At 70.5% G+C, this 24,974-nt stretch carries 24 protein-coding genes; 12 read left to right on the top strand and 12 right to left on the bottom strand.

Translation table 11 applies throughout. The features are described 5' to 3' along the window. Positions 1-84: 84 nt before the first annotated feature. From KV106_RS09300 to KV106_RS09290, 3 genes are all read right to left on the bottom strand, one after another. Positions 85-852, bottom strand: coding sequence for a class II glutamine amidotransferase (locus KV106_RS09300; protein WP_057593847.1), 768 nt, complete (start codon positions 850-852; stop codon positions 85-87). A 53-nt stretch (positions 853-905) separates the two neighbouring features. Next, entirely contained in the window at positions 906-2,042 is a 1,137-nt protein-coding gene (locus KV106_RS09295) for an ABC transporter substrate-binding protein (RefSeq protein ID WP_261209459.1), read from the bottom strand. Between the two features lie 71 nt (positions 2,043-2,113). Further along, positions 2,114-3,622, bottom strand: a complete 1,509-nt coding sequence (locus KV106_RS09290) for an MFS transporter (RefSeq protein ID WP_261209457.1) — start codon at positions 3,620-3,622, stop codon at positions 2,114-2,116. Between the two features lie 157 nt (positions 3,623-3,779). Here KV106_RS09290 and KV106_RS09285 point away from each other — a divergent pair, with 157 nt between their 5' ends. After that, a complete protein-coding gene (locus KV106_RS09285) occupies positions 3,780-5,156 on the top strand; it encodes a zinc-binding metallopeptidase family protein (protein ID WP_261209455.1) in 1,377 nt (458 codons plus the stop codon). On the opposite strand, the gene KV106_RS09280 is transcribed toward KV106_RS09285, so the two are convergent. From KV106_RS09280 to KV106_RS09260, 5 genes are all read right to left on the bottom strand, one after another. Then, on the bottom strand, positions 5,144-5,365 hold the full coding sequence (locus KV106_RS09280; RefSeq protein WP_261209453.1) for a cysteine-rich CWC family protein: 222 nt from the start codon (positions 5,363-5,365) through the stop codon (positions 5,144-5,146). The genes KV106_RS09285 and KV106_RS09280 overlap by 13 nt on opposite strands. Further along, entirely contained in the window at positions 5,365-6,627 is a 1,263-nt protein-coding gene (locus KV106_RS09275; RefSeq protein ID WP_261209451.1) for a 6-phosphofructokinase, read from the bottom strand. Before KV106_RS09275 ends, KV106_RS09280 begins: the two co-directional genes overlap by 1 nt. Positions 6,628-6,700: 73 nt before the next feature. After that, positions 6,701-7,048: a nuclear transport factor 2 family protein gene (locus KV106_RS09270; RefSeq protein ID WP_261209449.1), complete on the bottom strand. Its 348-nt coding sequence runs from the start codon at positions 7,046-7,048 to the stop codon at positions 6,701-6,703. 49 nt (positions 7,049-7,097) lie between these two features. Beyond that, the gene (locus KV106_RS09265) at positions 7,098-7,925 is read right to left on the bottom strand and encodes an enoyl-CoA hydratase-related protein (RefSeq protein WP_261209447.1); all 828 of its coding nucleotides are present in this window, start codon (positions 7,923-7,925) and stop codon (positions 7,098-7,100) included. Positions 7,926-8,078: 153 nt separating this feature from the next. After that, positions 8,079-8,396, bottom strand: coding sequence for a DUF2917 domain-containing protein (locus KV106_RS09260; RefSeq protein ID WP_261209445.1), 318 nt, complete (start codon positions 8,394-8,396; stop codon positions 8,079-8,081). Between the two features lie 81 nt (positions 8,397-8,477). On the opposite strand from KV106_RS09260, the gene KV106_RS09255 reads away from it, so the two are divergent. Continuing rightward, positions 8,478-9,434, top strand: a complete 957-nt coding sequence (locus tag KV106_RS09255; RefSeq protein ID WP_057595546.1) for a LysR substrate-binding domain-containing protein — start codon at positions 8,478-8,480, stop codon at positions 9,432-9,434. A gap of 21 nt (positions 9,435-9,455) precedes the next feature. On the opposite strand, the gene KV106_RS09250 is transcribed toward KV106_RS09255, so the two are convergent. Next, the gene (locus KV106_RS09250) at positions 9,456-9,965 is read right to left on the bottom strand and encodes a fasciclin domain-containing protein (protein ID WP_261209570.1); all 510 of its coding nucleotides are present in this window, start codon (positions 9,963-9,965) and stop codon (positions 9,456-9,458) included. Positions 9,966-10,471: 506 nt separating this feature from the next. Between KV106_RS09250 and KV106_RS09245 the strand changes: the two genes are divergently transcribed. Together KV106_RS09245 and KV106_RS09240 are read left to right on the top strand one after the other, a co-directional pair. Then, positions 10,472-10,687 (top strand): hypothetical protein, encoded by a 216-nt coding sequence (locus tag KV106_RS09245; protein WP_093350583.1) that lies wholly within the window; start codon positions 10,472-10,474, stop codon positions 10,685-10,687. A 2-nt stretch (positions 10,688-10,689) separates the two neighbouring features. After that, positions 10,690-11,466, top strand: coding sequence for a hypothetical protein (locus tag KV106_RS09240; RefSeq protein WP_261209431.1), 777 nt, complete (start codon positions 10,690-10,692; stop codon positions 11,464-11,466). A gap of 15 nt (positions 11,467-11,481) precedes the next feature. On the opposite strand, the gene KV106_RS09235 is transcribed toward KV106_RS09240, so the two are convergent. Both KV106_RS09235 and KV106_RS09230 read right to left on the bottom strand, forming a co-directional pair. Next, positions 11,482-12,702, bottom strand: a complete 1,221-nt coding sequence (locus tag KV106_RS09235) for an MFS transporter (RefSeq protein ID WP_261209429.1) — start codon at positions 12,700-12,702, stop codon at positions 11,482-11,484. A gap of 94 nt (positions 12,703-12,796) precedes the next feature. Beyond that, positions 12,797-14,971, bottom strand: coding sequence for a malate synthase G (locus KV106_RS09230; RefSeq protein WP_261209427.1), 2,175 nt, complete (start codon positions 14,969-14,971; stop codon positions 12,797-12,799). 298 nt (positions 14,972-15,269) lie between these two features. Here KV106_RS09230 and hisC point away from each other — a divergent pair, with 298 nt between their 5' ends. Further along, positions 15,270-16,259: a histidinol-phosphate transaminase gene (gene hisC / locus KV106_RS09225; RefSeq protein ID WP_261209425.1), complete on the top strand. Its 990-nt coding sequence runs from the start codon at positions 15,270-15,272 to the stop codon at positions 16,257-16,259. Between the two features lie 73 nt (positions 16,260-16,332). Next, positions 16,333-17,301 carry a Bug family tripartite tricarboxylate transporter substrate binding protein gene (locus KV106_RS09220; RefSeq protein ID WP_261209414.1) on the top strand — a complete coding sequence of 323 codons (969 nt, stop codon included), beginning with the start codon at positions 16,333-16,335 and terminating at the stop codon, positions 17,299-17,301. A gap of 136 nt (positions 17,302-17,437) precedes the next feature. Here the strand turns inward: KV106_RS09220 and KV106_RS09215 are convergent, their stop codons facing one another. Beyond that, positions 17,438-18,178, bottom strand: coding sequence for an IclR family transcriptional regulator (locus tag KV106_RS09215; RefSeq protein ID WP_057595561.1), 741 nt, complete (start codon positions 18,176-18,178; stop codon positions 17,438-17,440). 94 nt (positions 18,179-18,272) lie between these two features. On the opposite strand from KV106_RS09215, the gene KV106_RS09210 reads away from it, so the two are divergent. The 6 genes from KV106_RS09210 to KV106_RS09185 all read left to right on the top strand — a co-directional run bounded on the left by KV106_RS09210 (position 18,273) and on the right by KV106_RS09185 (position 24,941). After that, the gene (locus KV106_RS09210) at positions 18,273-19,208 is read left to right on the top strand and encodes a hydroxymethylglutaryl-CoA lyase (RefSeq protein WP_057595563.1); all 936 of its coding nucleotides are present in this window, start codon (positions 18,273-18,275) and stop codon (positions 19,206-19,208) included. Beyond that, positions 19,201-20,391 carry a CaiB/BaiF CoA transferase family protein gene (locus KV106_RS09205; RefSeq protein ID WP_261209338.1) on the top strand — a complete coding sequence of 397 codons (1,191 nt, stop codon included), beginning with the start codon at positions 19,201-19,203 and terminating at the stop codon, positions 20,389-20,391. Before KV106_RS09210 ends, KV106_RS09205 begins: the two co-directional genes overlap by 8 nt. Positions 20,392-20,395: 4 nt before the next feature. After that, on the top strand, positions 20,396-21,388 hold the full coding sequence (locus KV106_RS09200) for a Bug family tripartite tricarboxylate transporter substrate binding protein (protein WP_261209337.1): 993 nt from the start codon (positions 20,396-20,398) through the stop codon (positions 21,386-21,388). Positions 21,389-21,453: 65 nt separating this feature from the next. Next, complete coding sequence (locus tag KV106_RS09195; protein ID WP_057595568.1) at positions 21,454-22,380, top strand: LysR family transcriptional regulator; 927 nt, start codon at positions 21,454-21,456, stop codon at positions 22,378-22,380. Between the two features lie 70 nt (positions 22,381-22,450). Then, positions 22,451-22,906: a DUF2214 family protein gene (locus tag KV106_RS09190; RefSeq protein WP_261209326.1), complete on the top strand. Its 456-nt coding sequence runs from the start codon at positions 22,451-22,453 to the stop codon at positions 22,904-22,906. A gap of 4 nt (positions 22,907-22,910) precedes the next feature. Then, positions 22,911-24,941 carry a spermidine synthase gene (locus KV106_RS09185; RefSeq protein ID WP_261209324.1) on the top strand — a complete coding sequence of 677 codons (2,031 nt, stop codon included), beginning with the start codon at positions 22,911-22,913 and terminating at the stop codon, positions 24,939-24,941. The last annotated feature ends 33 nt before the right edge of the window (positions 24,942-24,974 follow it).

The following is a 24,974-nucleotide window of genomic DNA, read 5'->3' as shown; positions in this document are numbered from 1 at the left end:
TGTGTCAGAAAAAACGTTTCGTTTGCAGGGCCATCGGCCTGGCGTCAGCCAACCCGTTGCCGGCAGGCCACGGCGGCCGGTGCTTCAGTGCCCCGAGCGCTGCCCGTCCACGAACACATGCAGCTCGCCCGGCTCGAACGCCGTCCACTCCTCGTTGGTGGTCAGCGGCGCGGTCACCACCACCGCGACGCGGTCGTGGGGCGTGGTGTGCTGGGCGAAGTCGATCTCGAGGTCCTCGTCCGACAGCTGCGCGGTCACGAAGGGATGGCGCCGCTCCACGTACCAGAGGTTCGTGGAGGCATGGGCCCACAGCGCCTGGCCGTTCGAGAGCATGAAGTTGAAGGTGCCATGCCGCGCGAGCTGGGGCGCGAGTTCGCGCAAGGTGAGCGTGAGCTCCTCGACGCTGGGCACGCCCGCATGCGACTTCGCGAGCTCCTGCATCAGCCAGCAGAAGGCGTGCTCGCTGTCGGTGTTGCCCACCGGGTGGAAGTTGCCGTGCAGCCGCGGGCGGAAGTCCTTGAGGTCGCCGTTGTGCGCGAACACCCAGTAGCGGCCCCACAGCTCGCGCACGAAGGGATGGCAGTTCTGCAGGTTGACCTCGCCCTGGGTGGCCTTGCGGATGTGGGCGATGACGTTGCGGCTCTGGATCGGGTAGCGCCGGATCAGCTCGGCCACCGGCGACTCGCAGGCCGGCTGGTGGTCGACGAAATGGCGCAGGCCGCGGTCCTCGAAGAAGGCGATGCCCCAGCCGTCGGCGTGGTGGTCGGTGCGGCCACCGCGCTGCGCGAACCCCGTGAAGCTGAAGGTCACGTCGGTCGGCGTGTTGCAGTTCATCCCTAGCAATTGACACATGGGGCCATTAGACACCGCCCCCGCTTACCCGAGCGCCCGGGTTTGCTTCCGCGTCAGCGCAGGAAGCGGCCTTCCTTGGTCACGCGGACCATCTCGATGAAGCGCGAGCCGGTGTTGCTGGCGCCGGTGAAGTCGAGCTCCATGCCGGCGATGCGCAGCTCCATCGCCTTGAGCGCCGCATGCAGCCGCGCGCGCGTGAGGTCGCGGCCGGCGCGGCGCAGCGACTCGATCATCACCAGCGCGTTCACGTAGCCCTCGAAGCTCAGGTAGCCGATGTCGACCTTGGCGCGCTCGGCGAGCTGGCGGTAGTCGCGCGCCACCGGCTCGACCTCGCTCCAGGGATAGGGCACCACCTGCGAGATCGCCAGCCCGCTGGTCTTGTCGCCCACCAGCCTGGCCGTGACGTCGCCCGGCACGATCGACATGCCGTAGAACATCTGGCGCCCGCCGGCATCCCAGGCGCTCTTCATCACCTCGCCGCCGATGGCACCGCCCAGGTACATGATCACCGCCTGCGCCTTGCTGTCGGCCAGCGCCTTGCCCATGGCGGCGTTGGTCGAGCCGTCGCCCTTGACCGCCACGGCCGCCACCGGCTTGAGCTGGTGCGCCGCGAGCGCGGCCTCGACCAGCTTCGTGACCTCGGCGCCGCCCGGGTTGTCGAGGCAGGCCGAGGCGATGCGCGTCACGCCGATGGTCGTGAGGTGCTGCACCAGCGCCTGCGCCTCGCGCGCGAAGGTGGCGCGCACGAAGTAGCCCGAGCCCATGACCTTCTCGCGCGCCGAATCCGACACCGCATAGCCCGCGACCATCGGCGCGCCGCTCTGCGACAGCACCTTGGCCGCGGCCGCGGTGGTGGCCGAGCCGACGCAGCCGAAGAAGGCGAACGCGCGGTGCTCGCCGAGCAGCTTCTCGTAGTTGGCCACCGCCTTCTCGGGCGAGAGTTCGTCGTCGAGCGACACCAGCCGGATCTTGCGGCCCGAGACGCCGCCCTGCGCGTTGACGGCGTCGAAGGCCAGCCCCGCGCCGGCCATCACCACCTTGATCGGCGCGCCCAGCGGGCCGCTGAGGATGCCGGTGTGGCCGAGCACCACCTCGGTGTCAGTGACCCCGTTCTCGGCCGCGCGGGCCACGGAAAAAAGGCCAAGGCTGGCCGCGGCCGCCGAGGCGGCCATGAAGTTCCGACGATGCATGGGAGAAAACCGTCCAATCGATACAACTGATAACAATTGAAATCGATGGGCGGCCGTTTGCCCGCAGGGGTTTACCCCGGCTTGCGGGGCGCGTCGCCGGGATTCGCGCGGATGCGAAGCTGCCAGGCCGCGCAGATCGCGAGCGCGCACAGGCCGGCCAGCATCGCGAACACCTCGTCGAAGGCCGCCAGCCGCGCCGGGCTGGTCTGCGGGTTGGCGAGCGAGTCGCCGTGCGCCGCCAGCCGCCACTCGAGCACGATCGCGCACAGGCTCACGCCGGCCGCGCCGCCGAGCATGCGCACGAAGTTGATGGCGCTCGCGCCCTGCGGGATCAGCGGCTTGGCCAGCGGCCGCATCGAGCCCAGGTTCAGCGAGGGCAGGATGAAGCCCAGCCCGATGCGCCCGACGATCGCGAACGCCACCAGCAGCCACAGCGCGCTGTCGGCGCGCAGCAGCATCATCAGCGCGAACGAGGCCGCCAGCAGCGCCAGCCCGATGCTCACCAGCGCCCAGGTCGGCTGCCGGTCGGCCAGCCGGCCCACGCCCGCGATGGTGGCCGCCAGCACGAAGCCCGCCGGCAGCAGGATCGTGCCCACGTGCGAGGCCGACAGGTGCAGCCCGACCTGCATGTAGACCGGCAGCAGGTAGGTGGAGCCGAACAGCGCGGTGCCGTAGATGAAGGCGACCACGCTGCCCATCGCGAACTGGCGGTAGCCGAACAGCGCGAGGTTCATCAGCGGCGTGCCGCCCGCGGCCGCCAGCCGCCGCTGCCACCAGATGAAGAGCCCGAACGAGAGCAGCGCGGCGCCCAGCAGCGCGGCCGCCTCGAGCGGCGAATCGCCGCGCAGCGCCACCAGGCCGTTGAGCAGGCACAGCGTGCCCACGGTGCCGAGCGCGAGGCCGCGCACGTCGAGCCCGCCGCTGCGTGCCGCGACCGCGCCGCCGGGCGCGGTGGTCGGCACGAACTTGTAGGCCAGCCACAGCGAAGCGAGGCAGAACGGCACCACCATGTAGAAGATCGAGCGCCAGCCGAACAGGTCGACCAGCACGCCGCCGATGCTCGGGCCGATGGCCGGCGCCAGCACCACGCCCATGCCGAAGATGCCGCTCGCGCGGCCCTGCTCGTGGGGCTCGAAGGCGCGCAGGATGATGATCGCGGGGATCGGCTGCACGACGCCCGCGGCCAGGCCCTCGGCCACGCGCGCCAGCAGCACCAGCGAAAAATCGTTGGCCATGCCGCCCGCGATGCCGCCGGCCAGCAGCAGCAGCATCGTGCCGACGTAGGTGCGCCGATAGCCGTAGCGCCCCAGCAGCCAGGGCGTGGTGAGCATCGACACCGTCATCGCCACCATGAAGCCCGAGCTCACCCACTGGGCGCGCTCCTGGCCCAGCGAGAAGTGGTGGCTCATGCCGGGGATCGCCACGTTGACGATGGTCGAGGACATGATCGAGGCCATCGTGCCCACCATCACCGACAGCAGCAGGTACCAGCGGTAGCGTTCGCCATAGCGCGCGCGCAGCGGGCCCATGGCGGGGGGCGGGGCCGGCGGGGCGGCTTCGGGCGTCTCTTGGTGGGTCATCGGCGGTGGGGGAACGTCGGGCGTGAAGGTCGGCGATGCCGGGCCCGTCGTCCTACAAGCATATCGGGCTTTGCGCGGCGGCCCGCGCAAGGGCCGGCTCCACAATGCCCGGGCTGTCCCGCATCCGACCCGCCGCCGATACAACGCAAAGACGACCATGGACCTCTCTACGCCCGCGACGAACGACGACATCCCATCCGAGCCCGCCGAGGGCGCGACCACCCTGGCCGCCGAGCTCGCCGCGCCCACCGTCACGCGCGCCTACCGCTGCCAGTGCGGGCGGCCCGTGTTCCTGCGCAACAGCGAGTGCCTGGCCTGCCACACGCCGCTGGGCTACGTGGAGGACAGCCTCGGCGTGGTGCCGCTCGCGCCCGCCGCGGCCGAGGACGCGAACGGCAACGCCGTCGCCGAGCCCGACAGCTTCACCATCTTCGGCGACCCGCAGGGTCCGACCTACCGGCGTTGCGCCAACCTGATGACGCCCGCGGCCTGCAACTGGATGGTGCCGGTGGCACGTCCCGGCCAGACGCTCGCGCCCGACACGCACGGTCTCGCGCCCGGCTACTGCCTGGCCTGCAGCGTCACGCGCACCATTCCCGATCTCTCGGTGGCCGGCAACGACGAACTCTGGCGCAAGCTCGAGCAGGCCAAGCGGCGCCTGATCTCGCAGCTGCTCGCGCTGCGGCTGCCCGTGGTGAGCCGCCATGCCGACCCGGTGCACGGCCTGGCCTTCGACTTCCTGAGCAACGTGCCGGGCGGCCCGCACGTGATGACCGGCCACGACACCGGCATCATCACCCTCAATGCCGAGGAGGCCGAGGACGCGGTGCGCGAGCGCATCCGCACCGAGATGCGCGAGCCCTATCGCACGCTGGTGGGCCACTTCCGCCACGAGATCGGCCATTACTACTGGGACCTGCTGGTGCTGCCCTCGGCCTGGCTCGAGGACTTCCGCACGCTGTTCGGCGACGAGCGCGCCGACTACGGCGCCGCGCTGCAGCGGCACTACGACCAGGGCCCGCCGCCCGACTGGGCGCAGCGCCTCGTGAGCAGCTACGCCAGCATGCATCCGTGGGAGGATTGGGCCGAGACCTGGGCCCACTACCTGCACATGGCCGACTCGGCCGACACCGCGATGAGCTTCGGCGTCGATGCCACCAACGTCGAGCTCACGAGCGACCTGTTCACGCCCGAGGACCTGTGGCGGCCCGAGCATCCCGAGGCCGCGAAATTCCTCGACTTCATCAACAGCTGGGTGCGGCTGACCAACGTGCTCAACGAGCTCTCGCGCAGCATGGGCCAGCCCGACTTCTATCCCTTCGTGCTGCCGCGCACCGCCGTCGGCAAGCTGCAGTTCATCCACTGCGTGGTGACCGAGCTGCGCGGCGATGGCGGGCCTTCGCTGGTGACGGCGCAGGACGTGGAGGCGGCGGCCGAGGCCGTGGCGCAAGCGCAGGAGCAGGGACAGGGACAGGGACAGGGACAGGAGCAGGCGGCCGAGGTCGAGGCCCAGCCCGCGGTTCAGTCGCCCTGAGCGCCCGCCGCGCAGCGCGCGCAGAGGCAGGCCTGGCCGCGCAGCGCCTCGGGCAGGCGCTCGAGCGGTGCCCGCGAGAAATCCACCGCCATGCACCAGCACGGCGGCTGCGGCTGGCCGGTCTCGCGCTCGATCTCCATCGCGCAGCGGTTCGCCTCGCCGCACAGCGGGCAGCGCGTGGCGTCGAGCGCCTGCACCATGTTCGCCATCACGCGAGTTCGAACGGCGGCAGCTTCTTCGGCACCGCCACGTTGCCGAGCGTGGCGTAGACCGGCAGGCCGCCACGGTAGGCCGGGTAGTCCTCGCCCTCGATCAGCGGCAGCAGGTAGCGCCTGCATTTCTCGGTGATGCCGTAGCCGTCGTCGGAGATGAAGTCGCGCGGCATCGGCTTCTCGACATTGGCCACCGAGGCCAGCGGCGCGCTGCCGATGGCGTAGGCATAGGGCACATCGCTGGTGCGCTCGATCGTCGGCATCACCGCGTTGTGGCCCTCGAGCGCGAGCTCGACCGCGCGTTGCCCGAGTTCGTAGGCCTGGCGCACGTCGGTGGCCGAGGCGATGTGGCGCGCCGCGCGCTGCAGGTAGTCGGCCACCGCCCAGTGGAACTTGTGGCCCAGCGCGTCCTTCACCATCTGCGCCACCACGGGCGCCGCGCCGCCGAGCTGCGCATGGCCGAAGGCGTCGCGCGTGCCCTGCTCGGCGAGGAAGGTGCCGTCGGGATGGTGGCAGCCCTCGGACACCACCACCGAGCAGTAGCCGTGCCGCTTCACCAGTTCGTCGACACGCACGAGGAAGCGTGTCTTGTCGAACTCGATCTCGGGGAACAGCACCACCACCGGAATGCCCTGGTCGGCCACGAGCCCGCCGGCCGCCGCGATCCAGCCCGCGTGCCGGCCCATGACCTCGAGCACGAACACCTTGGTCGAGGTGGCGGCCATCGAGCGCACGTCGAACGAGGCCTCGAGCGTGGACACGGCCACGTACTTCGCGACCGAGCCGAAGCCCGGGCAGCAGTCGGTCAGCGGCAGGTCGTTGTCGATGGTCTTGGGCACGTGGATGGCCTGCAGCGCATAGCCCATCGACTGCGAGAGCTGGCTCACCTTGAAGCAGGTGTCGGCCGAATCGCCGCCGCCGTTGTAGAAGAAGTAGCCGATGCCGTGCGCCCGGAAGACCTCGATCAGCCGCTCGTACTCGCGCCGGTTCTTCTCGAGCGACTTGAGCTTGTAGCGGCAGGAGCCGAAGGCGCCCGCGGGCGTGCTGCGCAGCGCGGCGATGGCCTCGGCCGGTTCGGCGCCGGTGTCGATCAGGTCCTCGGTCAGCGCGCCGATGATGCCGTTGCGCCCGGCATAGACCCGGCCGATGCGTTCGGGATGCCGGCGCGCCGTCTCGATCACGCCGCAGGCCGAGGCATTGATGACCGAGGTGACGCCGCCCGACTGGGCGTAGAAGGCGTTGGTGGGATTCGTGGGCATGCGGGGGCTCCTTCGCGCGGGGAAGGCCATTCTGGCCCAGTGCGCGGCCGCGCTCAAACGGGCCCGGGGCCCGTCACGCCGCGGATTCGGCCGGATGGAACCAGACGTTGCGGATGCACCCGTCGATCACTTCGTAGACCGCCACGATCTCGACGGCATTCGCCGCCAGGCCCGTGATGCGTTCGTGGTCGATCACCTTGTTGCCGACCACCATGCGCTGCACCACCTCGGCATGCAGCTCGGGCAGCACGAAGCGGTGGTCGCGGTAGTAGGCCCGCAGCGCCTCGCGGCCGACCAGCACGGGCTCGGGCGCGGGCGGGCGGAAGGTGCGCACGTCCTCGGCGTATTCGGCGACGAAGGCGTCGAGGTCCCTGGCGTTGTAGGCGAGCAGTTGCCGTTGCACGGCGTCTTCGGGTTTCATCGGCGTGTTCCTCCCTCGAGTCGCGCCCGGACGCGAGCGCCCGCGCAGTCTAGCGGCCGGGAAACTCCGGCGCGCGCTTCTGCAGGAACGCGCTCACGCCTTCGCGGAAAGTCGGCCGCTCGATCAGCTCGCGCTGCCGCTCGCTCTCGTAGTGCAACTGCTCGGGCAGCGTGTGGCGCTCGGCCGCCGCGAAGGCCGCGCGCGCCTCGGTCACCGCGTACGCGGGCAGGCGCGCGAGGCGCTGCGCGGTCTCGCGCGCTTCCGCCATCAGGTTCTCGTCGTCCACGCAGCCCCAGATCAGGCCCCACTGCACCGCGCGCCCGGCGCCGAGCCGCTCGTCGAGCAGCGCCATGCCCATCGCGCGCGCCCGGCCCGCGCGGTGCGGAATGGCCCAGGTGCAGCCCAGGTCCGGCACGATGCCGAGCTTGGGCAGGAAGGGCAGGTAGAAGTAGGCGCTGCGCGCGGCGAGCGTGATGTCGGCCGCGAGCGCGAGGCCGACGCCGGCACCGGCGGCCGCGCCGTTGACGGCGGCCACCACGGGGATCGGCATCGACTGCAGCGTCTCGATCAGCGGGTTGCTCAGCGACTGCATCCATTCGGCGGTCTGGTCGCCGAGCGTCTTGCCGTCCTCGGGCGGCCTCATCGCGCTGAGGTCGGCGCCGACGCAGAAGGCCTTGCCCGCGCCCGTGAGGATCAGGGCGCGCACCGCGCGGTCGTCGCGGATGCGCTCGAGGTGGGCGCGCAGTTCCTGCTGCAGCTCGATCGCCAGCGGGTTGAGCTTGGCCGGCAGGTTGAGCGTGAGCGTGGCGATGCCCTCGTCGAGCGCGTAGAGCACGAAGGGCTGCGCGCCCGGGTCCTGTGGTGGCTGCTGCGTCATCGGAATCTCTCCAGGTGTTCGTCGGCTCGGATGTTCTGAGGGAATGGATGACCGTGCACCGCCCCAAAGAAAGAGCCGCCCGTTGGCGGGGCGGCTCTGGAGGGCAGGGGCCGATTCCCTGGCATCGATGGTTCGATGCCCGGGCGCCCGGGGTCAAGCCGGGGACAACCCGTGGGGCAGCAGTCGCCAAGGCGACCGCCGGCGCGCGGGCACCGGCAGCGGGATCGCTGCAGGCTGCGCGTCCGACACGGTGATGCGCGCGGGCTCGAGCGCCGACACCAGCATGCGGCGGTGCCCAGTGCCCTCGAAGCGCTCGCCGGGCTCGAGCACGATGTCGCGCGGATCGCGGTCCAGGGTGACCCAGACCGAGCCGCTGCGGCATTCGATGCCCACGCCGGCGCCATCGGCCACGGCGAAGACCGCGCGCGCCGGCAGGCTGAGCTGGAAGCAGGAAGGGAAGGGGGTGCTCATGGCAAGCTCCATTGCATTCGTCATGCGAATGAATATATTGAGCGCCAGGTCCTTTACAAACGGTCTTTTGGAACTCATTGCATGCGTATCGAGAATGCAAAGCCGGCCTCGGCGGCCCTGCCCCAGAGCGCGGTCGATCTGCCGCCGCTGGAACTCCTGCGCAGCTTCGAGGCCGCCGCGCGCCGGCTCAGCTTCACGCTGGCCGCGACCGAGCTGCACCTCACGCAGTCGGCCGTGAGCCGGCAGATCCAGCAGCTCGAGGCCAGCCTGGGCGTGCTGCTGTTCGAGCGCCGCCACCGCGCGCTGGTGCTCACCGAGGCCGGCGGCGTGATGCAGCGCGCCGTCACCGACAGCATGGAGCGGCTGCGCGACGCCACCGCGCGCGTGCGCGCCGGCTCGGCGCCGCGCCAGGTCGCGATCACCACCACGCCGGGCTTCGCCTCGCTGTGGCTGATCCCGCGGCTCGCGCGCTTCACCGGCAGCCATCCGCAGGTCGACGTGCGCGTGTCGGCCACGCTCGAGGTGCTCGACCTCGAGCGCAGCCGCGTCGACGTGGCGGTGCGGCTGATGCCGGTCTCGCGCGGCAAGGGGCCGGCGCTGTTCGAGGAGAGCGTGGTGCCGCTGTGCTCGCCCGCGCTCGCCAAGTCGCTGCGCAAGCCGGCCGATCTCGCGAACCTCACCCTGCTCACGGTCGAGTACCCCGACCACAGCGAGGCGCCCACCATCGACTGGGAGCCCTGGCTCAAGGTGATGGGCCTGCACGACCTGCGCATGAAGAGCACGCTGCGCTTCACGCAGTACGCCGACGCGGTGGGCGCGGCGGTGGCGGGGCAGGGCGTGGTGATCGGGCGCCTGCCGCTGCTGCGCGAGCTGATGCGCGAGGGCCGGCTGGTGGCGCCGCTGGGCGAGGGCGCGGCCTCGCAGCGCGGCTACTTCGTCGAGACCTCGCGGCGCGCCGCGGGCAACCGCGACGCGCTCGAGTTCGCGCAGTGGCTGCGCGAGGAAGCCGAAGAGGCCGAAGCAGCGCAGCGCGCCTGAGCACGCCGCGCCGGCGGGCGATCAGCCCGGCAGCAGCACCTTGTTCACGACGTGGATCACGCCGTTCGACTGGTAGACGTCGGCGATCGTCACCATCGCGGTGCCGCCCTTCGCATCGGTCACGAGCACGTTGCTGCCGCTCATCATCGCGGTCAGCGTGCCGCCGCTCGCGGTCTTCAGCACGGCCTTGCCGCCGCCGGCCTTGATCGCGTTCATCAGCGCGGCGCTGTCCATGCGGCCGGGCACCACGTGGTAGGTCAGCACCGTCGTCAGCGTGCCCTTGTTCTCGGGCTTGAGCAGCGTGTCGACCGTGCCGGGCGGCAGCGCGGCGAAGGCCGCGTTGGTGGGCGCGAACACGGTGAACGGGCCGGGGCTCTTGAGCGTGTCGACCAGGCCCGCGGCCTTCACCGCGGCGACCAGCGTCGTGTGGTCCTTCGAATTCACGGCGTTGTCGACGATGTCCTTCGTCGGATACATCGGCGCGCCGCCGACCATGGGCGTGTTCATGTTGCTGCTGCCACCCATGCCCATGCCGCCGCCCGCGCAAGCGCCGAGCAGGACCGAGACGCCGAGTGCGATGACGAGTTTCTTCATGAAGGTCTCCTTGAGGGATGCGCCATGCGCGCATCGCCGTGTGTCTGTGGAACCGCCAACAGCGCGGAGGCGCGATGCGCTTGAAACCAATACGGGGCGCATGCGCGGCTGGATTCGCGCGGCGGTTTTTTTCTTCGATGACGGTGAATCGGACACGTCGCCTTCACGCCACAGCGTTGCACAACGGTCTTGCGCGTCGTGCGCGGCCTCGCCAGAATCCGGCCTTCATTTTTCAGCGACAGTTTTTCCTTCACGCGCGCACGGCGACGATCGACCTCCCGGGCGCACCACCAATTCAATGAACCGTCCTCTGAACTCCTGACCGCACACCGACCGCCCCGGCCGGATGTGCATCCACGCATCCCGCCGCGGCCGTATCGACAAGGGCCCCGCGCGCAAACATTCGCCGGGGCCTTTTTGCTTTTGATCCGGAGTGTGTGCACATGAGTGCTCAGCGAAAGGCCCGCGACGACGAGAAGCGTTTGGGCCGGTTCTATTTCTCGGTGCCGGGCGAAGCCCCGCGCAATCCCGTCGTGGCCGCGATGGCACGCCGCGCATCCAGCCAGGGCGCGGGCCGCCACCTGCGCACGCATCGCGCCGAGCGGCGCGCGCAGAAGGTCGCGCTGCAGAAGGCGGCGCGCGGACTGAAGGAGGACTGACCATGCGCGAAGACATGGACAAGGTGATCGTCGAACGCCCGCGCGGCGGCTGGCGCGTGCAGGGCGACGGCCGCCCGTGGCGCAACAGCCGCGAGCGCGGCTCGCACCTGGGCATGCGGCGCGGCTACCAGCACCCCAAGTGGCTCAGCGAGAACCTGCAGCCGCTCAAGCGCTGGCTGCACAAGCAGGTGCATCGGCCCTGGGACAAGGTGTGGAGCGAGCTCTGCGAAGGCATCGACCGGCGTAACACGGTGCAGGCGCACATCTTCGTGCACATCGACCAGTTCGTCGAACGCCAGGCCGAGCTGCGCGCGGGCGAGGTGTGGGTGCCGGGCCGCGTGTGGCAACGGTCGCTGGTGCCGCTGCGCGAGTCGGCGTCGGTGGAACTGTTCGTGCATCCCGCCACGGGCATCCTGCTGCCCAACCGCCACCTGCAGCGCGCGAAGCGGCAGCGCAAGGCCGAGTGGGCCGAGCGCTACGGCAGCAGCGACACGGTGCGGCCCTATGCGCCCTATCACGTCATCGATGCCGTCACGCAGTGGCATCGCGTCGATGGCGCCTGGTGGGAGGTGCGGCTCGCGCGCGTGCCCGAGGCGCGCGGCGGCGAGTCCGAGCCGCGGCACTACGACGTGCTGCGCCGCTGCTTCGTCACGCGCAAGAGCTGCGAGACCCCGGCCTTCGGCAGCGCCGATGCGCGGGCGATGTACGGTCGGCCGCACGTGTACGCGCAAGACATGCGCCGGCTGGGCCGCGTGGAGGTGCGCTCGCGGCTCGGCTGAGTCTCAGCCTCAACCTCAACGTTGAGCCGCGACCGCGCGCGGCAGCAGCAGGAAGGCCGTGGTACCCGCGGCCAGCATCAGCGCGATGGTGAGGAACACCGCGCGGAACGGCTCGACGCCGTTCGTGGCCGCCCACGAGGCGGCCACGCCGGTGGTCCACTGCATCAGCGAGACGCCGAGGAACATCGCCATGTTGAGCAGCGACAGCGCGCGCCCGGTCATCGCGGCCGGATAGGCGGCGCGCGTGTACGAGTACTGCAGCACCGAGTAGCCCGAGAGCAGGCCATAGAGAATCGGCAGGCCGATGTCGACCGCGAGCGACTGCGTGAACGCCATCACGCCGAACATGATCGCGGCCGCCGAGGCGCAGCCCATGAGCCAGCGCCCGCGCCGCGCGCCGCCGGGATCGAGGCGGCCGAACAGGGCCGGGCTGATCATCCCCGCGACGGTCATCACCAGCGCGACGTTGCCGCTGCTCACGAGCGAGAGCCCGTGGCGGTCGTGCAGCACCGGGCCGAGCCACAGGCCGCGCAGGGTGATGAAGGCCGCGTACGAAACGCAGGCGAAGCACAGCAGGCCCAGCGTGTGCGGCATCGCGAACAGCGGCAGCAGTTCGCGCACCGCCTGGCCCAGCGTCTGGCGCTGCGTGGCCTGCGCATGCGGCGGCTCGTGCACGCGCCAGAACACGAAGCCCCACGACAGCACCGCGAAGCCCGCGAGGCAGGCATAGCCCGCGCGCCAGCTCGCGGCCTCGATCAAGAGCGCCAGCGGCGTGCCGGTGAACAGGATGCCCAGGCCCGCGAGGCTCATGACCAGGCCCGACATGGCGGTGAAGCGCGCGGCCTCGAAGTGGCGCGCGATGAACACGGTGCAGGCCAGGAAGGCCGGCGCGCAGCCGACGCCGATCATCGCCTGGCCGAGCAGCAGCCCGTGGAAGCTCTGCGCCAGCGCGCACAGCACCGCGCCCGCGATCGCGAGCGGAAAGGCCGTGAGCACCGTGCGGCGCACGCCGTACATGTCGATAGCCACGCCCATCGCGAGCTGCGTGGCACCGAACATGAAGTGGAAGGTGCCGGCCCACAGGCCGAGCGCCTGCGCCGTGAGGCCGAAGTGCTGCGAGAGCGGCGTGGCCATCATCGCGCCGACGGTGCGGAAGGCCTGGCTCAGCGCGAAGGCCGAGGCCAGCACGATCAGCATCGAGGTGGCCGAGCGTGCGCGGGCCGGGGAGAACGTCATGGGACAGCAGGAAACGGAGAGCGGCACGCATCCTAACCAGCCATGAAAAACGGCGCCCGAAGGCGCCGCGGTTCGCGAGTCGTTCGCTCGGCGATCAGGCTTCGCCCTTGACCTTCAGGCGCCAGGCGTGCAGCAGCGGCTCGGTGTAGCCGCTGGGCTGCTCGATGCCCTTGAACACCAGGTCCTGTGCGGCCTTGTAGGCGGCCGAGGTGTCGAAGTGGCCGGCCATCGGCTGGTACAGCGGATCGCCCGCGTTCTGCCCGTCGACCACCTTCGCCATGCGCTGGAAGGTCTCGTCGACCTGCGCCTTCGTGACCACGCCGTGCAGCAGCCAGTTGGCGATGTGCTGGCTCGAGATGCGCAGCGTGGCGCGGTCTTCCATCAGGCCCACGTCGTGGATGTCGGGCACCTTCGAGCAGCCCACGCCCTGGTCGATCCAGCGCACCACGTAGCCGAGGATGCCCTGCACGTTGTTGTCGATCTCCTGCTGCTTCTCGGCCTCGGTCCACTTGGCTTCGGCGGCGATCGGTACCTGCAGCAGCGCGTTCAGGATGTTGTCGCGCTCGGCATCGGCGTCGATCTTCTCGAGCTCCTGCTGCACCGCGGTCACGCTGACCTGGTGGTAGTGCAGCGCATGCAGCGTGGCGGCGGTGGGCGAGGGCACCCAGGCGGTGTTGGCGCCGGCCTTCGGGTGGCCGATCTTCTGCTCGAGCATGGCGGCCATCAGGTCGGGCATGGCCCACATGCCCTTGCCGATCTGCGCCTTGCCGCGCAGGCCGCACGACAGGCCGACCAGCACGTTGTTCTTCTCGTAGGCGCCGATCCAGGCGCTGGCCTTCATGTCGCCCTTGCGGATCATCGGGCCGCCCTGCATGGCGGTGTGCATCTCGTCGCCGGTGCGGTCGAGGAAGCCGGTGTTGATGAAGGCCACGCGCGCGGCGGCCTCGGCGATGCAGGCCTTGAGGTTCACGCTGGTGCGGCGCTCCTCGTCCATGATGCCGAGCTTCACGGTGTTGGCCGGCAGGCCCAGCAGCTGCTCGACGCGGCCGAACAGCTCGCTCGCGAAGGCCACTTCGGCCGGGCCGTGCATCTTGGGCTTGACGATGTAGATGCTGCCGGTGCGCGAGTTGCCCTTGCGCTTCAGGTCGATCATCGCGATGGTGGTGGTCACCACGGCATCGAGGATGCCTTCAGGGATTTCCTTGCCGCCGTCGTACAGCACGGCCGGGTTGGTCATCAGGTGGCCCACGTTGCGCAGGAACATCAGCGAGCGGCCGTGCAGCTTGATCGGCTGGCCGTTGGCACCGGTGTATTCGCGGTCGGGGTTGAGGCCGCGCGTGAAGGTCTTGCCGCCCTTGGCGACTTCTTCCGTCAGCGTGCCCTGCACGATGCCGAGCCAGTTCGAGTAGGCGACCACCTTGTCGGCGGCATCGACCACGGCCACCGAGTCCTCGAGGTCGAGGATGGTCGACAGCGCGGCCTCGAGCACCAGGTCGCTGACGCCGGCGGCGTCGCTCTTGCCGATCGGCGTGGAGCGGTCGATGCGGATGTCGAGGTGGATGCCGTTGTGCTTGAGCAGCACCGACGACGGGGCCGAGGCATCGCCCTGGTAGCCGATGAACTGCGCGGGATCGGCCAGCGCGGTGCTGCTGCTCTGCAGCGCGACGACCAGCTGGCCGTCCTTCACGCTGTAGCCGGTGGCGTTCTTGTGCGAGCCGTTGACCAGCGGCGCGGCCTGGTCGAGCACGTTGCGCGCGAACTCGATGACCTTGGCGCCGCGCACGGGGTTGTAGCCCTTGCCCTTCTCGGCGCCGCCGGTCTCGGGGATGGCATCGGTGCCGTACAGCGCGTCGTACAGCGAGCCCCAGCGCGCGTTGGCGGCGTTGAGCGCATAGCGTGCGTTGAGGATCGGCACCACCAGCTGCGGGCCGGCCTGCTGCGCCAGTTCGGCGTCGACGTTGGCGGTGGTCGCCTTCGTGCCCTTGGGCTGCGGCAGCAGGTAGCCGATCTTCTCGAGGAAGGCGCGGTAGGCCGGCATGTCGGCGATCGGGCCGGGGTTCTTCTTGTGCCAGGCGTCGAGTTCGCTCTGCAGGCGGTCGCGTTCGGCAAGCAGCGCCACGTTCCTGGGCGCGAGGTCGGTGACGATGGCGTCGAAACCCTTCCAGAAGGTCTCGCTGGCCACGCCGCTGGCGGGCAGCACCTTCTCCTCGACGAAGCGGTGGAGTTCGGTCGCGACCTGGAGTCCGTGGGCGGTGGTGCGGGCGGTCATGTTTTCTCCTCGGGGACGAAATGCGATGCGGGGGATGTATTCGGGTTCGGGGCGCGCGCATGCGCGATCCATAAGCTCCACTTTATTGCATACCGTAGTGAAGAGTAATAGCTCAAAGCGGGATTAATCGATGACAAAAATGAATGTAATAGCAGCCGCTCACCGTCATTGCGTTCACCCGCGGCCTGCAATGCGTTCACCCGCCCGCGCCTGCGGGAAGGGTAGGCCCCGATGGCCGCGCCGGGCCGGCCGGATAAATTTAACTTCTTAAATAAATCCGCCTTTCCGCACCGACGACATGACCGCCCCGAAGATCCTCCTGGCCTCCAACGAAAACCCGCTCGGCATGCCCGAGTCGGCGCGCCGCGCGGCCGCCGACGCGCTCGCGGGCGCCGGCACCTACCCCGACAGCAACGGCAGCGCGCTCAAGCAGGCGCTGGCCGCGCGCCTGGACGTGCCGCCCGAATGGCTGGTGCTGGGCAGCGGCTCGAGCGAGATCCTCGAGCTGGCCGCGCAGGTCAGCCTGAAGCCGGGCGAGAGCGTGGTCTATTCGCAGTACGGCTTCGTGGTCTACGCCCAGGCCACGGCGCATGCCCATGCGCGCGCCGTCGTGGTGCCGGCGCGCGACTTCGGCCACGACCTCGACGCGATGCGCGCGGCGATCGGCGAGGACACGCAGCTGGTCTTCGTCGCCAACCCCAACAACCCCACCGGCAGCTTCATCGAGGCCGCGCCGCTCGAGGCCTTCCTGCAGTCGGTGCCGGCGCACGTGACGGTGCTGCTCGACGAGGCCTACACCGAGTACCTCGCGCCCGCGCAGCGCTACGACAGCATCGGCTGGGTGCGGCGGCTGCCGAACCTGATCGTGGCGCGCACCTTCTCCAAGGCCTTCGGCCTCGCGGGCCTGCGCATCGGCTACGGCGTGGCGCAGCCCGCGCTGGCCGCGCGCATGAACGCGCAGCGCCCGCGCTTCAACGTCACGACGCCGGCGCTGGCCGCGGCCACGGCCGCGCTGGGCGATGCGGACTTCCTCGCGCGCAGCTACGAACTCAACACCGCCGGCCGCGCGCAGCTCGCCGCGGGCTTCGACGAGCTCGGCCTCGCGCACCTGCCCTCGTCGGGCAACTTCCTGGCGGTGAAGGTGGGCGACAGCGCCGCGGTGCATGCGCGCTTGCTGGCCGCGGGCATCGAGGTCTCGCTGCTGGGCAACTACGGCCTGGGCGAATGGCTGCGCATCTCGGTCGGCCTGCCCGAGCAGAACCGCGCGCTGCTGGCCGCCTTGCGCTGAAGAACGAAGAGATCCAGGGACGACGACACGACAACAACGCGACAGACCATCCACCCCCGAGGAGACAGACCCCATGAAACGCCGTCAGTTCGCAGCGCAGGCCGCTGCATTCGCCGCCGCCGTCGCCATCGCGCCGCGGTCCTTCGCGCAGGAGCGCACCCTGCGCATCCTGGTGGGCTTCCCGCCCGGCGGCTCGGCCGACGTGGTCGCGCGCCTGCTGGCCGACAAGATGCGCGTGACGCTCAACCAGAACGTCATCATCGACAACAAGCCCGGCGCCGCCGGCCGGCTCGCGCTCGGCGAGGTCAAGCGCGCGGCGCCCGACGGCAACACGCTGGTGTTCTCGCCGAGCGGCGCGCTGGTGATCCATCCGTGGCTCTACCCGAACCTCGGCTACGACCCGGTCAAGGACTTCACGCCGGTCGCGCTCGCGGGCACCTTCGACTTCGCGGTCACGGCCGGCCCCGGCGCGCCGGCCGGCGACCTGAAGGCGGTGCTGGCCTGGATGAAGGCCAACCCCACCAAGGCCAACTACGCGACCTCGGGCGCGGGCACGGTGCCGCACTTCGCGGGCCAGCTGCTGGCGCAGGCCTCGGGCGTGCCGATGACGCACGTGGCCTACCGCGGCGGCGCGCCGGCCGCGCAGGACCTGATCGGCGGCCAGGTGCCGCTGATGGTCGACACCGCCTCGGAGACCATCGAACACCACCGCGCGGGCAAGGTGCGCATCCTCGCGATGACCGGCGCGCAGCGCAACCGCTCGCTGCCCGAGGTGCCCACGCTCAAGGAGGCCGGCATCGACGTCACGGCCAATGCATTCTTCGGCCTCTACGGCCCGGCCGGCCTGCCGGCCGAGACGGTGCAGCGCCTCGACCGCGCCGTGGCCGAGGCGCTGCGCGCGCCCGACGTGCAGGAGCGCATCTACGCGCTGGGCCTGGTGCCCACGCACGCCGGCCCGGCCGAACTCGCGGCCACGCAGGCGGCGCACCTGAAGATGTGGGAGCTGCCGATCAAGAACTCGGGCTTCAAGGCCGAGGGCTGAAGCCGAACAGCCGAACGCAGAAGGAAGACAAAAACTACGCAGAAGTCGCAGAAGGAAAACCATTTTTTGGCTGTTTCTTCCGCGACTTCTGCGAAACCTTCGCGACTTCTGCGTTCGGCTGTCCGAGCCCGTTCCCCTACACCAGCCCCGTCAGTTCGCGTGCCGCTGAACGCACCGCCTCGGCATGGCGCGCGTCGTAGCGATGCGCGGGCATGGTCAAGGTGACCGCCGCGGCCAGGCGGCCGTCGCCATGGAACACCGGCGCCGAGATGCCCGCGAGCTCGGCGCTGCGGTCGCCCACCAGCGCGCAGAAGCCCTGCGCGCGGATCTCCTCGTAGCGCCGGCGCTCGGCCGCGGCGCGCGGCAGCTCGGCCTCGGGCCCCCAGGCGATCAGCACGCGCGCGCCCGCGCCGCGGTCGTTGGGCAGCAGGTCGCCGGCGCGCACGTGGTCGCGCACCACCTGCGGCGAATCGACACGGAACTGGCACAGCCGCACCCAGCTTGCGCCCTGCGGCTGCCGCACGTGATAGGCCGCGCTCTCGCCGGTGGCCGCGACCAGCGCGCGCAGCACCGGCAGCACGATGCGGTCGAGCGACTGCGCGGCCGCGTACAGCCCGTGCAGCCGCGCGATCTCCGAACCGAGCGCATAGCGGCCGTCGTCCTGGCGGCGGATCAGCCGTGCGTGCTCGAGCGAGGCGAGCAGGCGCAGCACCGTGCTCTTGTAGAGCTGCGTGCGCTCGGCGAACTGCGCGAGCGACAGCGCCTCGTCGCCGGGGCGGAAGGCACCGAGCAGGCTCAAGGCGCGGTCGACCGCGGCCGCGCCTCCGGGCGCGGCATCGCGGTCGGACATCGATTCGGTCTGGGCTTTGCGGGGCATGGGCAGGGTGCGTGGCTTGACAGCGATGCCGGGGCCGGCGTCTAATTCTGTTCTGCAAAATATAGTTCTGTCAGATAGAACTGTCAAATTTCCGATGACAACTCCCGATGTGCTCATCAGCGAGGTCGGTCCGCGCGACGGCCTGCAATCGGTCGCGGCCACCATGCCGACGGACCACAAACTGCGCTGGATCGACGCGCTGCACGCCGCCGGCGTGCGCGAGATCGAGGTCGCCTCCTTCGTGCCCGCGAAGCTGCTGCCCCAGATGGCCGACGCGGCCGAGGTGGTGCGCCATGCGATCACCTTGCCCGGCCTCACCGTGATGGCGCTGGTGCCCAACCGCAAGGGCGCGCAGGCCGCGCTCGAGGCCGGCGTGCACAAGCTCACCATGCCGGTGTCGGCCAGCGTGGCGCATTCGCTGGCCAACGTGCGCAAGACGCCGACCGAGATGGTCGAGGAGGTGCGCGCCATCGCCGAGCTGCGCCGCGCGATCGCGCCGCAGGTGAAGCTCGAGGCCGGCATCTCCACCGCCTTCGGCTGCACCCTGCAGGGCCTGGTGCCCGAGGACGACGTGATCCGGCTCGCCGCCCAGTGCATCGAGGCCGGCGCCGACGAGTCGGGCCTGTCGGACACCGTGGGCTATGCCAATCCCGCGCAGGTGCGCCGCCTGTTCAAGCGCCTGCGCGCCGAACTCGGCGCCCACGCCGGCGCGGCCCACATGCACAACACGCGCGGCCTCGGCATCGCCAACTGCCTCGCGGCCTGGGACGAGGGCGTGCGCACCTTCGACGCCTCGCTCGGCGGCCTCGGCGGCTGCCCCTACGCACCCGGCGCCTCGGGCAACGCGGTCACCGAGGACCTGGTCTTCATGTTCGAGGCCATGGGCGTGCGCACCGGCATCGACATCGAGAAACTCATCGCGGCGCGCGCGCCGCTCATGGCCGGCCTGCCCGGCGAACCGGTCTACGGTATGACGCCCGAGGCCGGCCTGCCCAAGGGCTTCGCCCAGGAGAACACCGCCCATGGCTGACACCAATCCGCTGCCCTACGCCGGCGTGCGCGTGGTCGAGTTCACCCACATGGTGATGGGCCCGACCTGCGGTCTGATCCTGGCCGACCTCGGCGCCGAGGTCATCAAGGTCGAGCCGGTCGAGGGCGACAACACGCGCCGCCTGCTCGGCTCGGGCGCGGGCTTCTTCCCGACCTTCAACCGCAACAAGAAGAGCATCGCGCTCGACCTCAAGCAGCCCGAGGGCATCGAGGCCGCGCTGCGGCTGATCGCCACGGCCGACATCGTGAGCGAGAACTTCAAGCCCGGCACGATGAAGAAGCTGGGCCTCGACTACGACACGCTCAAGACCCTGCACCCGGGCCTGATCTACGTGAGCCACAAGGGCTTCCTGCCCGGTCCCTACGACCACCGCACCGCGCTCGACGAGGTGGTGCAGATGATGGGCGGCCTGGCCTACATGACCGGCCGCTCGGGCGATCCGCTGCGCGCGGGCACCAGCGTCAACGACATCATGGGCGGCATGTTCGGTGCCATCGGCGCGATGGCCGCGCTGCGCCAGCGCGAGCTCACGGGCAAGGGCTGCGAGGTGCAGTCGGCGCTGTTCGAGAACAACGTGTTCCTGGTGGCGCAGCACATGATGCAGTTCGCCGCCACCGGCAAGCCGGCGGACCCGATGCCCAGCCGCATCTCGGCCTGGGCGGTGTACGACGTGTTCACGGTCAGGGACGGCGAGCAGATCTTCCTCGCGGCCGTCAGCGACAAGCAGTGGGCCGTGTTCTGCCAGGCCTTCGGCCTCGAGGAACTGGCGGCCGACCCGCGTCTGAAGACCAACAACGACCGCGTGCTGGCGCGCGAATGGATGATGCCGATCCTGCGCTCGCACCTCGCCGGGCGCAGCGCGGCCGAGCTCGCCGCGGTGTTCGAGCAGAACGAGCTGCCGTTCGCGCCCATCACCAAGCCGCAGGCGCTGTTCGACGACCCGCACCTCAACGCCACCGGCGGCCTCGCGCCGGTGCGCATGAACGACGGCCACATGGCCAAGGTGCCGCTGGCACCGTTCACCCTCGACGGCCAGCGGCCCGGCATCCGCCTGCAGCCGCCGCGCCTGGGCGAGCACACCGTCGAGCTGCTGCGCGAAGCCGGCTACGACGACGCAGCGATCGAGGCGCTCCGGCGCCGCCACATCACCACAGGAGACTGATCCCATGACATCCATCCCACGGCGCGGCCTGCTGGCCGGCGCCGCGACCGCGTTCGCCTGCACCCTGGCGCTCAGCGCCTGGCCGGCCCATGCCGACACCGCCTGGCCCGACAAGCCGGTGCGCCTGGTCGTGCCCTACACGCCCGGCGGCGCCACCGACATCGTTTCGCGGCTGGTCGCGCAGAAGCTCGCCGAGGACACGAAGTGGAGCTTCATCGTCGACAACCGCGCGGGCGGCAACGGCAACATCGGCATCGACGTGGTCGCCAAGGCCAAGCCCGACGGCTACACCATCGGCATGGGCCAGACCGCGAACCTCGCGATCAACCCGACGCTGTTCCCGAAGATGCCCTACGACGCGCTGAAGGACGTGGTGCCGGTTTCGGTCGTCGCCGCGCAGCCCGTGGTGCTGGTGGTGCGCGCCGACTCGCCGTATCGCTCGCTGGCCGACTTCGTCGCCGCGGCCAAGGCCAAACCCGGCGAGATCAAGCAGGCGCTGGCCGGCACCGGCACCCTGGGCCACATGGCCGGCGAGGTGCTCGCCAAGCGCGTGGGCTTCAAGGTGCTGAACGTGCCCTACAAGGGCGCGGCGCCGGCCATCACCGACCTGCTCGGCGGCCAGACCGACTGCATGTTCGCGACGCCGCAGGGCGCACTGTCGATGGTCAAGGCCGGCAAGCTGCGCGCACTGGCCGTGACCTCGGCCAGGCGGCTGCCGGTGATGCCCGACATCCCCACCGTGGCCGAGACCTACAAGGGCTTCGAGGCGGTCGACTGGAAGGCGGTGGTGGTGCCCGCGGGCACGCCAAGCGAGATCGTGAAGAAGCTCAACGCCGCGATCGACAAGGCGCTGGCCAAGCCCGCGACCATCGCGCAACTGCAGGCCGAGGGCAGCATGCCGGTGGGCGGCAGTCCCGAGCAGGCGGCGCAGTACGTGCGCGCCGAGCATGCGCGCTGGGGCGCGGCGGTGCGCGAGGCCGGGGTGCAGCCCGAATAGCCGGTTCCCGGGGATGAGCCCGCGCGGCGCCGGGCTTCCCGCCGCCTCTATATAGTTCGGGCGCCATGGACCGCCTGAAGCAGCTCGAATCCTTCGTCTCGGTCGCCACGCGCGGCAGCCTCACCGCGGCCGCCAAGGCCGAGGGCGTGGCGCCCGCGATCATGGGGCGCCGGCTCGATGCGCTCGAGGAGCGCCTGGGCGTGAAGCTTTTGGTTCGCACCACGCGGCGCATCACGCTCACGCACGAGGGCAGCGCCTTCCTCGAGGACTGCCAGCGCCTGCTGGTGGAGTTCGCCAATGCCGAGGCCAGCGTGAGCGCGGGCGGCGTCAAGGCCAGCGGCCACCTGCGCGTGACCGCGCCCGCGGGCTTCGGCCGGCGCCATGTCGCGCCGCTGGTGCCGCGCTTCCATGCGCTGCATCCCGAGGTGACGATCTCGCTGAACCTCAGCGACCGCGTGGTCGACGTGGCCGGCGAGAGCTTCGATTGCGCGGTGCGCGTGGGCGACCTGCCCGATTCCTCGCTGGTCAGCGTGCGACTGGCCGACAACCGGCGCCGCTGCGTGGCCACGCCCGAGTTCGTGCTGCGCCACGGCGCGCCGCGCCATCCGAACGAACTCACGCGCTTCGCCTGCCTGGCGCTCACCAGCGACGCCTCGCAGACGCGCGGCTGGGCCTTCCGCATTCCCGACGACCAGGGCGGCCACGAGCTGATCCACCTGCGGCCCAGCGGCCCGCTCGACTGCTCCGACGGCCAGGTGCTGCACGACTGGTGCCTGGCCGGCCACGGCATCGCCTGGCGCAGCACCTGGGAGGTCGAGGCCGAGATCGACGCCGGGCTGCTGGTGCCGCTGCTCGACGAGTTCGCGGCGCCGCCCAATGGCATCTACGCGGTGTTCGCGGGCGCCAAGCACCTGCCGCTGCGCGTGCGACTGTGGCTTGATTTCCTCAAAGACCAATACGGGCGGCCCGAATTCTGGGGTGGACGGACCTGAGCCGGGCGCGTGGCTGCACAATCTGTTTGCATTTGCAAACCCCACGCGCCCCGACGAAGAGAACGCCACGATGACCCTCGAAGCCATCCTCGCCTACCTGCATCTGCTGGCCATCCTCACGATGGTCGTCTTCATCGCCAGCGAGGCGGCGCTGTGCCGCGTCGAGTGGCTCAATGCCGCGGTGGTCGAGCGGCTCGCGCGCGTCGACATGGTCTACGGCATCGCCGCCGTGGCCGTGCTGCTGACCGGCATCGCGCGCACCCTCTGGGGCGTGAAGGGCACGGCCTGGTACTGGACCAACCCGCTGCTGCACCTGAAGCTGGGCCTGTTCATCGTGGTCGGCGTGCTGTCGATCTTCCCGACCCTGAACTACCTGCGCTGGCGCAAGGCGCTGCGCGCCAGTGGCACGCTGCCGTCGGACGTCGAGGTGAAGAAGACGCGCAAGCTGGTGATGATCCAGGCCCACCTGATCGCCGTGATCCCGCTGGCGGCGGTGTTCTTCGCGCGCGGCTTCGGCAGCAAGTAGTCGCATGGCGAGCGCCGGCATCCAGCTCCTGTTTGCCGGCACGATCTTCGGCAGCGCCTTCCTTCTCTTCCTCGTCCAGCCGCTGATCGCCAAGCAGATCCTGCCGTGGTTCGGCGGCTCGGCCGCCGTGTGGTCGATCTGCATGGTGTTCTTCCAGGTCGCGCTGCTCGCGGGTTACGCCTATTCGGACTGGATCTCGCGCCACCTGCGGATGCGCGCGCAGGCGCTGCTGCATGTGGCGCTGCTGCTCGCGAGCCTGGCCTTCCTGCCGATCGTGGCCGGCGCGCAGTGGAAGCCGGCCGGCGCCGAGGACCCGGCCTGGCGCATCCTCGGGCTGCTGGTGGGCACCATCGGCCTGCCGTATTTCCTGCTCTCGACCACCGGGCCGCTGGTGCAGTCGTGGGTGTCGCGCACGCCCTGGGGCGCGCGCGTGTACCGCTACTTCTCGCTGTCGAACCTCGCGTCGCTGCTCTCGCTGCTGAGCTACCCGGTGCTGATCGAGCCGCGCAGCACGCTGATGCAGCAGGCCATCGGCTGGTCGTGGGGCTACGCGGGCTTCGTCGTGCTCTGCGCGGGCACCACGCTGTACATGGCGCGCCGCTGGAACCACGACCTGCCGGCCGCCGCCGTATCCACCGATGCGCCCGTCGCCGCGCCGCGCCGCATCGACCAGCTGCTGTGGCTCGCGCTGCCCGCGCTCGGCTCCTGGCTGCTCTTGGCCGTCACCAACCACATCACGCAGAACATCGCGGCCGTGCCCTTCCTCTGGGTGCTGCCGCTGTCGCTCTACCTGCTGACCTTCGTGCTGTGCTTCGAGAGCGATCGCTGGTACCGGCGCGGCCTGTTCGTGCCGCTCGCGGCCGCGATGCTGGCGCTGTGCGCCTACCAGCTGCAGGACGGCGCCGGACTCAAGATCCACACCGCGCTGACGATCCACGTGGCGGGCCTGTTCGTGCTGTGCATGTTCCTGCACGGCGAGACCGCGCGGCTGCGGCCCGGTCCCGCGCACCTCACGCGCTTCTACCTGATGCTGTCGCTGGGCGGCGCCATCGGCGGCGTGACGGTCGGGCTGGGCGCGCCCTACCTGCTGCCGGCCTACTACGAGCTCGGCATCGGGCTGGTGCTGGCCGCGCTGCTCGGTGCGCTGGTGCTGCGCGCGCGCTGGCTGCTGTGGGTGCCCGGCGTGGGGCTCGCGGCCTGCTGCGCCTGGCTGCTCTCGGAGCAGGTGCGCAGCGACCACGAGGGGCTGCGCACCCTGGGGCGCAATTTCTACGGATCGATGCACACCTACGACGTGCGGCGCCAGGACCCGCCCGACTACGTGCGCCAGTTCGTCCACGGCTCGATCAAGCATGGCGAGCAGTTCCTCTCGCCCGAGCGCCGCCGCGAACCCACCACCTATTACGGCGCCACCTCGGGCATCGGCCGCGCCATCGAGGCGCTGCCGATCGGCGCGCGCCGCGTCGGGCTGATCGGCCTGGGCGCCGGCACGCTCGCGGCCTACGGGCGCACGGGCGACGTCTACCGCTTCTACGAGATCAATCCCGAGGTGTTCGGCATCGCGGACCGCGAATTCACCTTCCTGCGCGACAGCCGCGCGCGGATCGAGCGCGTGCTCGGCGACGCGCGGCTGGCGCTGGAGCGCGAAAGCGACCAGGGCTTCGACGTGCTGGCGGTTGATGCCTTCTCGGGCGACTCGGTGCCGGTGCACCTGTTGACCGCGCAGGCCATGCAGGTCTATCTGCGGCACCTGCGGCTCGACGGCGTGGTGGCCTTCCACGTCACCAACCACTTCCTCGCGCTCGCGCCCGTGGTGGCCCGCATCGCGCAGTCGCAGGGGCTGCACGCGGTGCTGGTCAGCGACGACGCGGAGGATTCGGCCTGGCTGCACGCCACCGACTGGGTGCTGGTGGCGCGCGATCCGCAGGCGCTGGCGCGGCCGCCGATCGCGGCGGCGGCCCAGCCGATCGCGGTCGACCCGGCCGCGCGGCCCTGGACCGACGACTACAACAACCTGCTGGGCGTGCTCAAGTAACAAAGCCCGCACGAGGCGGGCTTTGTTTACAAA

It is taken from the genome of Variovorax endophyticus (assembly GCF_025376855.1).
Classification (GTDB): Bacteria; Pseudomonadota; Gammaproteobacteria; order Burkholderiales; family Burkholderiaceae_C; genus Variovorax.
This window is presented reverse-complemented; position numbering and strand designations above follow the sequence as displayed.